We start from the raw sequence: 13,348 nt of genomic DNA on the forward strand, positions 1-13,348 counted from the left end.
GTACTGCGTGGGGGTCTTACGGGCGACGGATCGCGTCGGCCGCTGCCGTGGACGCCGGTCCGGCGGCCAGCTCCGTCTCCAGGAGCTGCTTGCCGAGCAGTTCGGGGTCGGGCAGGTCCATCGGGTACACGCCGTCGAAGCAGGCGCGGCAGAGGTTCGGCTTGTCGATGGTCGTGGCCTCGATCATGCCGTCGATGGAGATGTACGAGAGGGAGTCGGCGCCCATGGAGGTGGCGATCTCGTCGATCGTCATTCCGTTGGCGATGAGCTCCGCGCGGGTCGCGAAGTCGATGCCGAAGAAGCAGGGCCACTTCACGGGCGGGGACGAGATCCGGATGTGGATCTCGGCCGCGCCGGCCTCGCGGAGCATCTTGACCAGGGCGCGCTGGGTGTTGCCGCGGACGATCGAGTCGTCGACGACCACCAGGCGCTTGCCCTTGATGACTTCCTTGAGGGGGTTCAGCTTGAGGCGGATGCCGAGCTGGCGGATCGTCTGCGAGGGCTGGATGAAGGTCCGGCCGACGTAGGCGTTCTTGACCAGGCCCGCGCCGAAGGGGATGCCGGAGGCTTCCGCGTACCCGATCGCGGCGGGGGTGCCGGATTCGGGCGTCGCTATGACGAGGTCGGCCTCGACGGGAGCTTCCGCCGCGAGCTTGCGGCCCATCTCGACGCGCGAGAGGTAGACGTTCCGGCCCGCGATGTCCGTGTCGGGGCGCGCCAGGTACACGTACTCGAAGACACAGCCCTTGGGCTTCGCTTCCGCGAATCGGGACGTTCGCAGTCCGTTCTCGTCGATCGCGATGAACTCGCCGGGCTCGACCTCGCGGACGAAGCTCGCACCGCAGATGTCGAGCGCCGCGGACTCCGACGCCACGACCCAGCCGCGCTCCAGGCGGCCGAGGACCAGCGGGCGGATGCCCTGCGGGTCACGGGCCGCGTACAGCGTGTGCTCGTTCATGAAGACGAGGGAGAAGGCGCCCTGCACGTCCGGGAGGACCTTGGTGGCGGCTTCCTCGATGGTCAGCGGCTTGCCGTCGTCGTCCACCTGGCCCGCGAGGAGAGCCGTCACCAGGTCGGTGTCGTTGGTCGCCGCGACCTGGGTCGCGCGGCCGTTCTCCTTGGGGAGCTCGGCGACCAGCTCGGCGAGCTGGGCCGTGTTGACGAGGTTGCCGTTGTGCCCGAGCGCGATGGAGCCGTGCGCGGTGGCACGGAACGTCGGCTGGGCGTTCTCCCACACGGAGGCTCCGGTGGTCGAGTAGCGGGCGTGACCGACCGCGATGTGACCCTGGAGCGAGCTGAGAGAGGTTTCGTCGAAGACCTGGGAAACGAGGCCCATGTCCTTGAAGACGAGGATCTGGGAGCCGTTGCTGACCGCGATTCCCGCGGATTCCTGGCCCCGATGCTGGAGGGCGTAGAGCCCGAAGTACGTGAGCTTTGCGACCTCTTCGCCCGGAGCCCAGACACCGAAGACGCCACAAGCGTCCTGGGGGCCTTTCTCGCCGGGGAGCAGATCGTGATTGAGTCGACCGTCACCACGTGGCACGTCATCGAGTGTAGGCGAGATCGACCACTGGTCCGAATTGGGGATACGGGCCCCGCACGGAGCGTAATCGCGCTCCCGGTGCGCGGCGGCGCGTACGGGGAGTACGAAGCCCGTGTGAACAGATGAGCCGGACCGTTGACGGGGGCGGCCGGACCCCGTGAAGCTCCTGGTCCATGCCCCTGCAGCCGCTCGACGACCCGACGGTCGTCCTCGTGGAGCGCCGCCACGTCGACCTGGTCCGTGTCGCGAGCGCGATCTGTCGCAGCGCTGTCTGAACCCAGCCTCCGTCTTCCGTGCCTGTTCAGGAGCGCAGCCATGCCCTCGTACGACGCATACGAAAAGTCCCCTCTGTCCCGACGTGCCTTCACCGGCGCCGTGGGTGCCGGTGCCGCCGCCGCGGTGGGGCTGCCCGCCGCCGAGGCCCGGGAGCGGCCCTTCCGCGCCGCCCCGCGCCGGAGCGGCCGACGGCCGAACATCCTCTTCATCCTGGGTGACGACCTGGGCTGGGCCGACCTGTCCTCCTACGGGTCGCCGCACATCAGGACCCCGAACCTGGACCGCCTCGCGCGCCAGGGCGTGCGGTTCACCGACGCCTACTCCGGGTCCGCGACCTGCTCGCCGACCCGCTTCAGCCTCTACACGGGGCGCTTCCCCGGGCGTACGGAGGGCGGGCTCGCGGAGCCGATCGCCGACAAGTCCGTGGGCCTGGAGCCGACGCATCCCACGCTGGCCTCACTGCTGCGGGACGCCGGGTACGCGACCGCCCTGATCGGCAAGTGGCACTGCGGCTACCTGCCGGAGTACTCGCCCACGAAGTCGGGCTGGGACGAGTTCTTCGGGAACTTCGGCGGGGCCCTGGAGTACTACTCGAAACTGGGGCTCGGCGGTGAGTACGACCTCTACGAGGGCGACGCCGAGTACAAGGACCTGCGCTACTACACGCGCATCCTGACCGAGCGCGCGAGTGAGTACGTGCGGCGGGACCACGGCGACAAGCCCTGGCTGCTCAATCTGAACTTCACCACCCCGCACTGGCCGTGGATAGCCGACGGCGACGAGGAGCAGAGCGCCGAGATCGTACGGAGGATCAAGGCGGGCGAGAAGGGTGCGCTCCGGCATCAGGACGGCGGGTCCGTCGAGAAGTACACGGAGATGGTGCAGGACCTGGACCGGTCGGTCGGCGAGGTCCTGAAGGCCCTGAAGAAGTCCGGTCAGGAGCGCGACACCCTGGTGTTCTTCGCGTCCGACAACGGCGGCGAGCGCTTCTCGTACAACTGGCCGCTGTCGGGCAACAAGGCCTCGCTCCAGGAGGGCGGCATCCGCGTGCCGACCATCGTGCGCTGGCCCGCGCGGCTGGACGGCGGGCAGGTCAGCCACGAGCCCGTCTACACGCCGGACTGGACGGCGACCCTCCTGGAGATCGGCGGGGCCCGGCCGGACCGCGCGCATCCGCTGGACGGGACCAGCCTCGCGCCCTACCTCCTGAAGGGCGAGGAGCTCGCGGAGCGTGAGCTGTTCTGGCGGGTGCGCGGGGAGCGGGCGCTGCGGCGCGGGGAGTGGAAGTACTACCGGGGCAAGGGCGGCAGGGACCAGCTCTTCCACCTCGCGGCGGATCAGCGGGAGCAGGCCGACCGGGCGCCCGGCGAGCCGGAGTTGCTCGCCGAGCTGAAGGCGGCGTGGGAGCGGACGGACAGGGAACTGCTGCCGTATCCGGGGCAGGGCGGGGCGTCTTGAGGCGGAGGTGTCCGCCGGTAGACGCTCTCGGGGCCCGACAACGCGCGGTTACTTCTTCTCCGCGCCCTCTTCGCTCTCCTCGCCCTTCCGGTCGGCGCTCGCGCTGATCACGGTGGAGTCGGCGGCGGTGAGCTTCAGCGTGTCCTTCGAGATCGCGTAACGCGCCTTGCCGTCGAAGAGCTTGAGCAGTTTGCGCTCGGTCGCCATCGCGTCGCCCGGGCACATCTTGCGGGTGGTCGCGGGCGCCCCGAACGTGATCCAGCCGTCCGCGGCCTCGGCCTTGGCCGTGACGTCGTTGCAACCGAGGTTGCCGCGGACCTTGCCGTCCGCGCCGAAGGTCAGATGGACCTTGCCGTCCAGGGCCTTCGGCAGCGGCGCGGCGGCCCGCCCGTCGCCGATGTCGTGCACCGTCCACTTGGTGCCGGTGAGCGGGGCGGCGGGCTCCGCGGGCTGCGAGGTGAAGTCCACGCGGTCTCCCTCGGCCGTGGTGAGGCTCATGCGTTCGCCGTCGACCTTCGCGGTGAACTCGCCCTCGCCGAGGGCGCGCAGGAGCTGCTTCTCGAAGTCCATGCGGCCCTCGTCCGCGCAGGCCCGCTTCGTCATCAGCGGTTCACCGAACTTCAGGGTGTCGCCCTTGACCGACACGGCGGAGCCCACGTGGTTGCAGCCGTAGCTGCCGCCGGCCCGTCCGTCCTTGCCGATCTTGAGGTACGCGCCCTCCGGGGCGGCGTGCTTCCTGCCGCCCGCGGTGAGGCTCTCGACGTGCCAGCGGACGCCGGTGATGGGCTGCCCGCCGCCCGCGGCACCGCCGGCGGAGGTGCCTTCGGAGCCGGATCCCGACTCGGTGCCGCATGCGGTGAGCAGCAGCCCGGCGGAGGCCAGCGCGGTCAGGGTGAGGGTCAGACGCTGCGTGTGCATGACGATGTGACGGGACAAGTGGGGGGACCGGTTCCCTTCGCTCCCCCCACCGGGTCAGCTCATGATCGGCAGCAGTTCCGACAGGTCGGCCCGCTCGCCGCTCGCGCTGACCTTCGCCGCGTCGAGGGCGCTCGCCCACTCCTGCCGTCCGGTCGCGAGGCGGATCCAGGTGAGCGGGTCCGTCTCGACGACGTTGGGCGGGGTGCCGCGGGTGTGCCGGGGCCCCTCCACGCACTGCACGACCGCGTACGGCGGGACGCGCACCTCGGTGGACGCGCCCGGCGCCTTCACCGCGAGGGCGTCGGCGAGCACCCGGGCGCAGGCGGCCAGGGCCTGGCGGTCGTGCGGGACGTCGAGACCCGGCACCGCGTCGTTCAAGTCGTCGGTGTGGACGGTGAGTTCGATAATCCGGGTTATCAGGAACTCGCCGAAGGGCATGGCGCCCAGGCGGGACGGCACCAGGCGCTCGTCGGACGCGGCCGCCGGGGACGCAAGCGCCTCCTCGACGTCGGTGAGCGTGCGGGTGAGCAGCTCGTCGAGGTCGGCGCCGACGCTCTTCGCGCCGGTGCGGGTGGCCTCGTCGACCATGGCGGCGGCACTGGACGTCGCGAACGGCCAGTCCACCAACGACATTTCGAGCTTCTCCGGCTCCGGGAGGCCGAGGTAGTCGTGGACGGTGGAGAGGCCCATCGCGATGTGGACCGCCAGGTCGTGCACGGTCCAGACGCCGAGCCGGGTCGGGCCTGCGAGCTGCTCGGGGGTGAGGGTGCGGACCGCCTCGCGCACATGGCCGAACTGGGCGACGACGGCGGCGCGGGTCTTGGCGGAGTCGTATGAACGCGTGCGCTTCTTGGCCGGTGGCATGGGGCTGAGCCTAAGTGCTTTCGGGGTACCCCTGAAGCCCCTTTTCAACCTGGCCGAAAACACGCTCCGCGGACGCCGCGCAGTCCTTCGCGATCTCGTCCAGCGGGTCACCGGCGAGGGTGCGCCGGTGGTTCTCCATGATGAGCGCGTTGCGGGCGCCGATCAGCTGGGCGGCGGCGACGCGCGCGAGGAGCGTGTCGCCGGTCTCCTCCGCGAGGGCGTCCGTGAGGAGCTGGACGCTGCGCATGTGGAAGATGACCATGCGGTGGGCGAGGGTCGGGGTCTCGTTGATGAGCTGGCGCACCTTGAGGGCGCGCGGGTCGCCGCTGAGGCCGATCGACGGGTCGCGCCCGGGAACCTGCTCAAGGAACTGGCGGCGCACGGCGGTGACCGCGGACTCGCCGGGCTGCCGCTCGCGGACCGCGCGGGCCGGGTCCCCGACGTGCTCCTCCATCGGGCCGACGATCACGCCTTCCTTCGTACCGAAGTAGTTGAAGACGGTCATCTTGGAGACGTCGGCCGCCTCGGCGATCTCCGCCACGGAGACGTGGTCGAAGCCCCGCTCGGAGCAGAGGTCCACGGCGACCTGCCAGATCCGCGCCGCGGTCTGCCTCTTCTTGCGCGCGCGCAGCCCCAGCTCCTCAGTCATGCAGGTCACGGTACCGGGGCGGCCTCCAGTCCCACCGTGAACGTCTCGCGGTTGCGGGGCACGCCGATGCCGCGCCAGTCGAACGGCACGCCTCGCGCGGTCTCCGGGTCGGGCCCGTCCATCAGCTGGAAGTGGACGTGCGGTTCGGTGGAGTTCCCGGAGTTGCCGCAGCCGCCGATCCGCTGCCCCGCGGTGACCTCGTCCCCCGCCCCGACCGCGAGCGAACCGCGCTGGACGTGCGCGTACAGGGCGTACGTTCCCCCGCCGAGGTCGAGCACGACGTGGTTGCCGAGGACGCGGCGGGACCCGCCGATCGTCCTGCCGACGCCCTCGACCAGCCGGAAGTACAGCACCCCGAGCAGGGAGCTGCGGCTGAGGTGATCGCGCTGGCGGTCTTCCGCGTGCACGACGGTGGCGTCGGCCACCGCGAGCAGGGGCGCCCCGAAGGCGGGGTAGGCGCGGCCGGGCCGGGCGACGGGCCAGAACCAGACGGGTGCGGGACGCGCGGGCCCCTGTGCCGGCTCGGCCGTGATGTCGATGGCGTAGGTCTGCCCGAGGTGGTGCGTGCCGTGGCTCGGGACCTTGTCGGCGGGGCTGTTGAGCGCGGACCAGCGGCCGGTGACCGGGGCCGCGATCTCCACCGGGGCCGGAGGTTCCGCCTCGATCCGCCGCCGTACGGAGCGGGACAGCCCGACGCCGATGGCGATCGCGCCGACCGCGGGCAGCCAGCTCACCCAGTAGTTGTACGGCAGGTCCACGAAGAACCCGACGACGATCTGGGCGAAGAAGACCACCCACAGCACGTGCTGGGCCGTCGCGGCGAGCTTGCGTCGTCCTTCGGACATGACTTCCCCCTGGTACGGAACGATCGGGTCGGTACGGGAACGCTCAGGTCACGGGGCGCGCGGCGGTGAGCACCACGAGCAGCGGCACCACCCGCCCGGCGGGCACCTCGTACCGGCCGCGCTCCGCGCTGTGCAGCCAGCCCGCGCCGGTCAGTTGGCGCAGGTGGTGGTAGATCTGGCCGGTCGTGCCGACGTCGTCGAGCGCGGCCAGTTCGGCGGCGGTGCGCAGGCCGCCGAGGACTTCCCGCAGCAGCCGCAGCCGTACGGGGTTGCCGAGCGCGGCGAACGACTCGGCCGCGTCGGACCAGTCGCCCTCGAGGACCGTCTCGGTCAGCAGGCCGTACTGCCAGTCGTAGCGATGCCCCGTCGGCACCCGCACCGAGCCGGTGAACAGGACCGCGCCGTCGGCGTCCGCCGTCACCGGGTGCCGCGCCTTCAGCGCGTCGAGGGCCCAGAAGTCGCCCTCTCCCACGGCGGGCGCGGCCGGGCCCGCGCTCTCCAGCTCCGCCATGCGCCGTTCGAGCTCGGCGACGCGCTCTTCCAGATCCATGAGTGCAAGATTACGTAATTACGTAATCCCGTGCAAGCCCTGGCGCCCCGGTCCGGGAACGTCGGAGAACGACGGAGAACGACGCAGCCCCCGTCCGGACCGGGTCCGAACGGGGGCTGCGCGGGAAGAACCGTCAGGCGAACAGGCCCGGGATCGTCCCCTCGTGCGCCGTGCGCAGCTCGCTCAGCGGCAGCGTGAACTCGCCCTGCACGTCGATCTCTTCACCGTCGACGACGCCGACGCGCGTGACGGGCAGACCCCGCGCCCCGCACATGTCGGTGAACCGCAGCTCCTCGCTGCGCGGCACGGAGACCACCGCGCGCCCCGCCGACTCACTGAACAGGAAGGTGAACGCGTCCAGACCGTCCGGGACGACCAGGCGCGCGCCCTTCCCGCCGCGCAGGCAGGACTCGGTGACGGCCTGCACGAGACCGCCGTCGGACAGGTCGTGCGCGGCGTCGATCATGCCGTCGCGCGAGGCGGAGATGAGGATGTCGGCGAGCAGCTTCTCGCGCGCCAGGTCGACCTTGGGCGGCAGGCCGCCGAGGTGGCCGTGGACGACCTGCGACCAGGCCGAGCCGCCGAACTCCTCGTGCGTCTCGCCGAGCAGGTAGAGGAGCTGGCCCTCTTCCCGGAAGGCCATCGGCGTGCGCCGGGCGACATCGTCGATCACGCCGAGGACGGCGACGACCGGCGTCGGGTGGATCGCCGCCTCGCCCGTCTGGTTGTACAGCGAGACGTTGCCGCCGGTGACCGGGGTGCCCAGCTCCAGGCAGCCGTCCGCGAGGCCGCGGATGGCCTCGGCGAACTGCCACATGACGTCCGGGTCCTCGGGCGAACCGAAGTTCAGGCAGTCCGAGATGGCGAGGGGCTTGGCGCCGGACGCGGCGACGTTGCGGTACGACTCGGCGAGCGCGAGCTGCGCGCCCGTGTACGGGTCGAGCTTCGCGAACCGGCCGTTGCCGTCGGTGGCGATGGCGACGCCGAGGCCCGTCTCCTCGTTGATCCGGATCATCCCGGAGTCCTCGGGCTGCGCGAGCACCGTGTTGCCCTGCACGAAACGGTCGTACTGGTCGGTGACCCAGGACTTCGCGGCCTGGTTCGGGGCGGCGACCAGCTTGAGGACCTGCTCGCGCAGCTCCTCGCCGTTCGCCGGGCGGGCCAGCTCGTTCGCGTCGTCGGCCTGGAGGGCGTCCTGCCAGGACGGGCGCGCGTACGGGCGCTCGTAGACCGGGCCGTCGTGCGCGACCGTGCGCGGGTCGACGTCGACGATCTTCTCGCCGTGCCAGAAGATCTCCAGGCGGTCGCCGTCCGTCACCTCACCGACGACGGTGGCGATGACGTCCCACTTCTCGCAGATCTCCAGGAAGCGGTCGACCTTCTCGGGCTCGACCACGGCGCACATGCGCTCCTGCGACTCACTCATGAGGATCTCCTCAGGGGTGAGCGTGGAGTCGCGAAGGGGTACGTCGTCCAGCTCGACACGCATGCCGCCGGAGCCGTTGGACGCCAGCTCGCTGGTGGCGCAGGAGAGTCCGGCGGCTCCCAGGTCCTGGATGCCGACCACGAGCTTCTCGGCGAAGGCCTCCAGGGTGCACTCGATGAGGAGCTTCTCCTGGAAGGGGTCGCCGACCTGGACGGCCGGGCGCTTGGAGGGCTTCGTGTCGTCGAAGGTCTCGCTCGCCAGGATCGAGGCGCCGCCGATGCCATCGCCGCCCGTGCGAGCGCCGTAGAGGATGACCTTGTTGCCGGGCCCCGACGCCTTCGCGAGGTGGATGTCCTCGTGCCGCATGACGCCGATCGCACCGGCGTTGACCAGCGGGTTCCCCTGGTAGCAGGCGTCGAAGACGAGCTCGCCGCCGATGTTGGGCAGGCCGAGGCAGTTGCCGTAGCCGCCGATGCCCGCGACGACTCCGGGGAGCACGCGCTTGGTGTCGGGGTGGTGGGCGTCGCCCATCCGCAGCGGGTCCACGACCGCGACCGGGCGGGCGCCCATCGCGATGATGTCGCGGACGATGCCGCCGACGCCGGTGGCCGCGCCCTGGTAGGGCTCGACGTAGGAGGGGTGGTTGTGCGACTCGACCTTGAAGGTGACCGCGTAGCCCTGGCCGACGTCGACGACACCGGCGTTCTCGCCGATGCCGACGAGCATCGCGTCGTTCTCGGGGACCTTCTCGCCGAACTGCTTCAGGTGGATCTTGCTGCTCTTGTACGAGCAGTGCTCGGACCACATGACGGAGTACATGGCGAGCTCGGCGCCGGTCGGGCGGCGGCCCAGGATCTCGCGGACGCGCTCGTACTCGTCCTCCTTCAGGCCCAGTTCGGCCCAGGGGAGCTTGACGTCGGGCGTCTCGGCCGCGTGCTTGACGGTGTCCAGAGTCATGCGTTGACCAGCTTCTTCAGGATCGAGGTGAAGAATCCGAGGCCGTCCGTGCGGCCGGTCCCGACCAGCGGCTCGACCGCGTGCTCGGGGTGCGGCATGAGGCCGACGACGTTGCCCGCCTCGTTGGTGATGCCGGCGATGTCACGGAGCGAGCCGTTGGGGTTCATGTCGAGGTAGCGGAAGGCGACGCGGCCCTCGGCCTCCAGCATGTCCAGCGTCCGCTCGTCGGCGGTGTACTGCCCGTCGATGTTCTTCAGCGGGACGGAGATCTCCTGCCCGGCCGTGTAGTCGGCGGTCCAGGCGGTCTCCGCGTTCTCGACGCGGAGCTTCTGGTCGCGGCAGATGAAGTGCAGGTGGTTGTTGCGCAGCATCGCGCCGGGCAGGAGGTGCGTCTCGGTGAGCACCTGGAAGCCGTTGCAGATGCCGAGCACCGGCATTCCGGCCTTCGCCTGCGCGATGACGGACTCCATCACCGGGGAGAAACGCGAGATGGCGCCGGCCCGCAGATAGTCGCCGTAACTGAACCCGCCGGGCAGCACCACGGCGTCGACCTGCTTGAGGTCCTTGTCCTTGTGCCACAGCGGCACGGCTTCGGCGCCGGCGACGCGGACGGCGCGCTGGGTGTCGCGGTCGTCGAGGGTTCCCGGGAAAGTGACGACTCCAATTCGAGCAGTCACTTCGCGGCCTCCTCGGCCTTCTCAGCTTCTTCGACCTTTACGACGAAGTCCTCGATCACGGTGTTGGCGAGGAAGGTTTCCGCCAACTCGTTGATACGGGCGAGGGCGGCGTCATCGACGGGCCCGTCCACCTCGAGTTCGAAGCGCTTTCCCTGACGTACGTCGGAGATGCCCTGAAAACCGAGGCGCGGCAGTGCACGCTGCACCGCCTGGCCCTGGGGGTCGAGGATCTCCGGCTTGAGCATGACGTCGACTACGACGCGTGCCACTGGCACTCCCGGTGTGTGGTGCTGGCGTGTGCTGCTTGCGAGGTGCTGAGCAGGTTCCTTCAGACTACCGGCACAAAATTTCTACTCGCGTAGATTCGTAGCAACCTACGAGATGACGGTCACGTTCCGGTACCCAAACAGGTTTCGAACCGGGAATCTTCACGATGAATCCATGAAAGATCACGCATCGTCATTGAAGCCTGACACGCGGAGGTATTAGGACAGGCTTCACAATGCATTGCCGGGCACTGTACAAAGGAAATGGCAATAGTCGATACTTTGCCCAAAACATCCGTGCAGTCGGCATCACCGCATGTCAACGCGGTAGAGCCGCGCGAAGGGACCGATATTCGTGGCGCAACGTGTCGTGGTCACTCTCTTTGACGACATCGACGGCGGGGAAGCGGCGGAAACGGTCGCGTTCGGTCTTGACGGCGCGTCGTACGAGATCGACCTCAGCCAAACCAATGCCAAGAAACTGCGGACGGCGCTGGCTCCGTACCTGGAGGCGGCCCGCAAGCACTCCAGGTCCGGTGTGGCCTTCCGGCACACCGCGGTCTCCCCCGACCCGTCGGCGGTCCGCGCCTGGGCGCGCTCCCACCGGATGAACGTGCCGCCCCGCGGCCGCATCCCCAAGAAGGTCTACGAGGCCTTCGAGGCGGCCAACTGACCTCGCGGGCCACCCGGCCCCGGGCCCCTCGCGGCAACCGACTTGCGCTGCACCCCTCCCGGTCGGCTAAAGTCTGGAGCACGCCGAGGGGCGAGGCCGAAAGGCCGGGCCTCACGGAGTCTTGCGGGTGTAGTTCAGTAGTAGAACATCCCCCTTCCAGGGGGAAGGCGCAGTGTGCAATTCCTGTCACCCGCTCTGCATCGCTCACGGACCGGTCCTCCGGTTCCGGTAAGCTGATGCACGCGCCGATCAGTGAGAGCTGGTCGGAGGCAATGCGAACGTAGCTCAGTTGGTAGAGCGCAACCTTGCCAAGGTTGAGGTCGCGAGTTCGAACCTCGTCGTTCGCTCCAGATGAGAGGCCCCGGTCGATTCGACCGGGGCCTTCTTCCTGTACCGGTACGGCCGGCCACCGCTGACATTTGTCATGCGGGCCGATGACAGCGCGCACTGCCGACGGCGCACCGGCCGGGAGACGCTCGAAGCATGACTGACCAAGCGATCGACGTGACCGGTCTCCGGCGCGTGTACGGGGGCGGTTTCGAGGCGGTACGGGGAATCTCCTTCTCCGTGGGGCAGGGCGAGCTGTTCGCGCTGCTCGGCACCAACGGGGCAGGGAAGACGTCCACCGTCGAAGTCCTCGAAGGGCTCGCGGCACCGGCCGGCGGGCGGGTGCGGGTGCTCGGGCACGACCCGTACACCGAACGGGCCGCGGTGCGGCCGCGCATCGGCGTGATGCTCCAGGAAGGCGGATTCCCCGCCGAGTTGACCGTCGCGGAGACCGTACGGATGTGGGCGGGCTGCACCAGCGGCGCCCGGCCCGCGGCGGAGGCCCTGGAGATCGTCGGGCTCGGCAAGCGCTCCGGCGTCCGCGTGAAACAGCTCTCCGGCGGCGAGAAGCGACGGCTCGACCTCGCGCTCGCGCTCATCGGCCGGCCCGAGGTGCTCTTCCTCGACGAACCCACCACCGGACTCGACGCCGAAGGGCGCCGCGAGACCTGGGAGTTGGTCCAGGGGCTGCGCGACAACGGCACCACCGTCCTGCTCACCACGCACTACCTCGAAGAGGCCGAGGCTCTGGCCGACCGGCTCGCGATCCTCCACGAGGGGCGGATCGCCGCCGAGGGACGCGTCGCCGACGTGGTGGCCGCGCAGCCCTCGCACGTCTCCTTCGAACTGCCCGACGGGTACTTCCCCGGCGACCTGCCGCCGCTCGCCGCACTCGGCGTGACCGGCCACGAGGTCACCGGCCGGCGGATCCGGCTGCGGACCGGCGAACTGCAGCGGACCGCCACGGAGCTGCTGCTCTGGGCCAGGGAGTCACAGGTCGAACTGGCCGGGCTCGACGTGCGGGCCGCCTCGCTGGAAGAGGCGTTCCTGCGGATCGCCCGCGACGCGGAGACCGGAACGGAGGGGCGCTCGGCGGGGCACCCGGCACGGCAGAGGGAGACGGCAGCATGAGCACGACGACGGTGACCACCCCCGCGACGACCCCCGCGCGGCGGATGCGGGCGCTCGCACGCGCCGAGATGACGCTGCTCGGGCGGAACAAGGGGACGCTGTTCGCGGCACTGTTCGTGCCGCTGGTGATCCCGTTCTCCATGCGGCAGGCCGCCAAGGACATGGACCTCGAAGGCACCGGGCTCGACGTCGGCACCGTCGTACTGCCGAGCGCCCTCGGCTTCTCGCTGCTCTTCGCCGTGTACTCCTCACTGACCGCCGTCTACACGGCCCGGCGCGAGGAACTCGTACTCAAGCGGCTGCGCACCGGCGAGCTGCGGGACCCCGAGATCCTGACGGGCGCCGCGCTGCCCTCGGTCCTCATCGCGGCCGTGCAGTGCCTGGTCCTCGCCACGGGCTGTGTGGCGCTCCTCGACGCCGGGGCGCCGAGGAGGCCCGACCTCGTCGTGCTCGGTCTCCTCGCGGGATACGTGATGTTCGCCGCGCTCGCGGCCGTCACCGCCGGTTTCAGCAGGTCCACCGAGTCCGCGCAGGTCATGAGCATGCCGCTGATCTTCGTGTCGATGATCGGCTCCGGGCTCTTCGTCCCGCTCGAAGTGATGCCCGACAAGATCGCGTCGGCCTGCGAGCTGCTGCCCCTCTCGCCCGTCGTCGAGCTGATCCGCGGCGGCTGGGCGGGCAGCCTCCCGGCGGGCGACGCGCTCGGCGCCGTCGCCACCGCGGTGGCCTGGACCGTGTTCGCGGTGTTTGCTGTACGGCGGTGGTTCCGCTGGGAACCCCGGCACTGA

At 70.1% G+C, this 13,348-nt stretch carries 14 protein-coding genes and 2 tRNA genes; 7 read left to right on the top strand and 9 right to left on the bottom strand.

Annotation, left to right across the window (positions count from 1 at the left end):
* Nucleotides 1–16: 16 nt before the first annotated feature.
* Nucleotides 17–1,543 (bottom strand): amidophosphoribosyltransferase, encoded by a 1,527-nt coding sequence (gene purF, locus ACZ69I_RS21280; protein ID WP_467678836.1) that lies wholly within the window; start codon nucleotides 1,541–1,543, stop codon nucleotides 17–19.
* A gap of 173 nt (nucleotides 1,544–1,716) precedes the next feature.
* Here purF and ACZ69I_RS21285 point away from each other — a divergent pair, with 173 nt between their 5' ends.
* Together ACZ69I_RS21285 and ACZ69I_RS21290 are read left to right on the top strand one after the other, a co-directional pair.
* The gene (locus ACZ69I_RS21285) at nucleotides 1,717–1,818 is read left to right on the top strand and encodes a putative leader peptide (RefSeq protein ID WP_467678839.1); all 102 of its coding nucleotides are present in this window, start codon (nucleotides 1,717–1,719) and stop codon (nucleotides 1,816–1,818) included.
* 40 nt (nucleotides 1,819–1,858) lie between these two features.
* Complete coding sequence (locus tag ACZ69I_RS21290; RefSeq protein WP_470833927.1) at nucleotides 1,859–3,277, top strand: sulfatase family protein; 1,419 nt, start codon at nucleotides 1,859–1,861, stop codon at nucleotides 3,275–3,277.
* Nucleotides 3,278–3,325: 48 nt separating this feature from the next.
* Here the strand turns inward: ACZ69I_RS21290 and ACZ69I_RS21295 are convergent, their stop codons facing one another.
* From ACZ69I_RS21295 to purS, 8 genes are all read right to left on the bottom strand, one after another.
* Complete coding sequence (locus ACZ69I_RS21295; RefSeq protein WP_470833928.1) at nucleotides 3,326–4,195, bottom strand: META domain-containing protein; 870 nt, start codon at nucleotides 4,193–4,195, stop codon at nucleotides 3,326–3,328.
* A 54-nt stretch (nucleotides 4,196–4,249) separates the two neighbouring features.
* Nucleotides 4,250–5,059 carry a maleylpyruvate isomerase family mycothiol-dependent enzyme gene (locus tag ACZ69I_RS21300; protein ID WP_470833930.1) on the bottom strand — a complete coding sequence of 270 codons (810 nt, stop codon included), beginning with the start codon at nucleotides 5,057–5,059 and terminating at the stop codon, nucleotides 4,250–4,252.
* 10 nt (nucleotides 5,060–5,069) lie between these two features.
* A complete protein-coding gene (locus tag ACZ69I_RS21305) occupies nucleotides 5,070–5,708 on the bottom strand; it encodes a TetR/AcrR family transcriptional regulator (protein ID WP_467678850.1) in 639 nt (212 codons plus the stop codon).
* Nucleotides 5,709–5,713: 5 nt separating this feature from the next.
* Nucleotides 5,714–6,553: a peptidoglycan DD-metalloendopeptidase family protein gene (locus ACZ69I_RS21310; protein ID WP_470833931.1), complete on the bottom strand. Its 840-nt coding sequence runs from the start codon at nucleotides 6,551–6,553 to the stop codon at nucleotides 5,714–5,716.
* 43 nt (nucleotides 6,554–6,596) lie between these two features.
* On the bottom strand, nucleotides 6,597–7,103 hold the full coding sequence (locus tag ACZ69I_RS21315; RefSeq protein ID WP_470833932.1) for an ArsR/SmtB family transcription factor: 507 nt from the start codon (nucleotides 7,101–7,103) through the stop codon (nucleotides 6,597–6,599).
* Between the two features lie 133 nt (nucleotides 7,104–7,236).
* Nucleotides 7,237–9,486, bottom strand: a complete 2,250-nt coding sequence (purL, locus tag ACZ69I_RS21320; protein WP_470833934.1) for a phosphoribosylformylglycinamidine synthase subunit PurL — start codon at nucleotides 9,484–9,486, stop codon at nucleotides 7,237–7,239.
* A complete protein-coding gene (purQ, locus tag ACZ69I_RS21325; RefSeq protein WP_470833935.1) occupies nucleotides 9,483–10,163 on the bottom strand; it encodes a phosphoribosylformylglycinamidine synthase subunit PurQ in 681 nt (226 codons plus the stop codon). Before purQ ends, purL begins: the two co-directional genes overlap by 4 nt.
* Nucleotides 10,160–10,432, bottom strand: a complete 273-nt coding sequence (purS, locus tag ACZ69I_RS21330) for a phosphoribosylformylglycinamidine synthase subunit PurS (protein ID WP_389722744.1) — start codon at nucleotides 10,430–10,432, stop codon at nucleotides 10,160–10,162. The genes purQ and purS overlap by 4 nt, the downstream gene beginning before the upstream one ends.
* A gap of 352 nt (nucleotides 10,433–10,784) precedes the next feature.
* Between purS and ACZ69I_RS21335 the strand changes: the two genes are divergently transcribed.
* From ACZ69I_RS21335 to ACZ69I_RS21355, 5 genes are all read left to right on the top strand, one after another.
* A complete protein-coding gene (locus ACZ69I_RS21335; protein ID WP_467678859.1) occupies nucleotides 10,785–11,102 on the top strand; it encodes a histone-like nucleoid-structuring protein Lsr2 in 318 nt (105 codons plus the stop codon).
* Nucleotides 11,103–11,225: 123 nt separating this feature from the next.
* Nucleotides 11,226–11,297, top strand: a tRNA-Gly gene (locus ACZ69I_RS21340).
* Nucleotides 11,298–11,376: 79 nt separating this feature from the next.
* Nucleotides 11,377–11,452 (top strand) — tRNA-Gly (locus ACZ69I_RS21345).
* Between the two features lie 133 nt (nucleotides 11,453–11,585).
* Nucleotides 11,586–12,560 carry an ABC transporter ATP-binding protein gene (locus tag ACZ69I_RS21350; protein ID WP_470833936.1) on the top strand — a complete coding sequence of 325 codons (975 nt, stop codon included), beginning with the start codon at nucleotides 11,586–11,588 and terminating at the stop codon, nucleotides 12,558–12,560.
* Nucleotides 12,557–13,348 (top strand): ABC transporter permease, encoded by a 792-nt coding sequence (locus tag ACZ69I_RS21355; protein ID WP_470833938.1) that lies wholly within the window; start codon nucleotides 12,557–12,559, stop codon nucleotides 13,346–13,348. Before ACZ69I_RS21350 ends, ACZ69I_RS21355 begins: the two co-directional genes overlap by 4 nt.

The organism is Streptomyces sp. NPDC036815 (genome assembly GCF_055609205.1).

What these genes read in the sequence shown, in the direction of transcription:
- ACZ69I_RS21285 (WP_467678839.1), top strand. Translation starts at nt 1,717, where the DNA reads ATGCCCCTGCAGCCGCTCGACGACCCGACGGTCGTCCTCGTGGAGCGC.
- ACZ69I_RS21290 (WP_470833927.1), top strand. Translation starts at nt 1,859, where the DNA reads ATGCCCTCGTACGACGCATACGAAAAGTCCCCTCTGTCCCGACGTGCC.
- ACZ69I_RS21295 (WP_470833928.1), bottom strand. Translation starts at nt 4,195, where the DNA reads ATGCACACGCAGCGTCTGACCCTCACCCTGACCGCGCTGGCCTCCGCC.
- ACZ69I_RS21300 (WP_470833930.1), bottom strand. Translation starts at nt 5,059, where the DNA reads ATGCCACCGGCCAAGAAGCGCACGCGTTCATACGACTCCGCCAAGACC.
- ACZ69I_RS21305 (WP_467678850.1), bottom strand. Translation starts at nt 5,708, where the DNA reads ATGACTGAGGAGCTGGGGCTGCGCGCGCGCAAGAAGAGGCAGACCGCG.
- ACZ69I_RS21310 (WP_470833931.1), bottom strand. Translation starts at nt 6,553, where the DNA reads ATGTCCGAAGGACGACGCAAGCTCGCCGCGACGGCCCAGCACGTGCTG.
- ACZ69I_RS21315 (WP_470833932.1), bottom strand. Translation starts at nt 7,103, where the DNA reads ATGGATCTGGAAGAGCGCGTCGCCGAGCTCGAACGGCGCATGGCGGAG.
- purL (WP_470833934.1), bottom strand. Translation starts at nt 9,486, where the DNA reads ATGACTCTGGACACCGTCAAGCACGCGGCCGAGACGCCCGACGTCAAG.
- ACZ69I_RS21350 (WP_470833936.1), top strand. Translation starts at nt 11,586, where the DNA reads ATGACTGACCAAGCGATCGACGTGACCGGTCTCCGGCGCGTGTACGGG.
- ACZ69I_RS21355 (WP_470833938.1), top strand. Translation starts at nt 12,557, where the DNA reads ATGAGCACGACGACGGTGACCACCCCCGCGACGACCCCCGCGCGGCGG.